We start from the raw sequence: 646 nt of genomic DNA, 5'->3' as shown, positions 1-646 counted from the left end.
TCCGCCCCTTCCGGTGCCGCATGGGTGGTGATGTTGCCTTGGCTATCGAGGAAGTAGATTTCAAAATCAGGGCCTATCAGCATGAGCGTATGAAAGATCGACTTAAGCGCTTTAGGGTTATAATCCGTCCCGATCATCAGTGGATTATCGTCACGCATATGGCTAGCTAGCTCTTTATGCAGGCTTTGCTTAGTGCGTAACTCGATGGTTTCTTTTTGCCAATTGTAAGTCAGTGCAATCACCACCGCCGCGAGGCAGAACCACAAGCTAGTAAATACTACCAAGCGAGATTTGAAGCTCATCCTATCGCCTCCTTAAACAGCGGTGTTTTTGAAACACCCGTGATGATTGAAAAATGACGGTGAAAACAACTGCCAACTTGCTGTCTTGGCTTGATGTTTTGACTTACTTTCTTGCATTAGTGTCTCGGTTGAAACTTATATCCAACACCCCACACGGTTTGGATGAAGTGATGATCAGAATCAGATAAAGACAACTTGCTGCGTAAACGGTTTATGGTGCTACACACAGTGTGGTGATAACCAGAATGACTGGTGTTCCAAACGTGATCGAGCAATTCATCTTTACTGTAGACTCTGCCCGGACGAGTCGCGAGAAACTGCAGCAAAGTAAACTCTGTCGCGGT

At 46.1% G+C, this 646-nt stretch carries 1 protein-coding gene and 1 pseudogene; both read right to left on the bottom strand.

From position 1 onward, the window contains the following. Nucleotides 1-302: pseudogene (locus tag IQR33_RS24290) on the bottom strand (sensor histidine kinase); the annotation flags it as partial. Nucleotides 303-418: 116 nt separating this feature from the next. Further along, nucleotides 419-646, bottom strand: a 228-nt coding sequence (locus tag IQR33_RS24285) for a winged helix-turn-helix domain-containing protein (RefSeq protein WP_193844140.1), incomplete at its 5' end; no start/stop codon positions are given.

The sequence above is a fragment of the Vibrio sp. OPT46 genome, assembly GCF_015163535.1.
Taxonomy (GTDB): Bacteria; Pseudomonadota; Gammaproteobacteria; order Enterobacterales; family Vibrionaceae; genus Vibrio; species Vibrio alginolyticus.
Note: the sequence above shows the minus strand (reverse complement) of the source record. Positions and strands in the feature narration are given on the sequence as shown.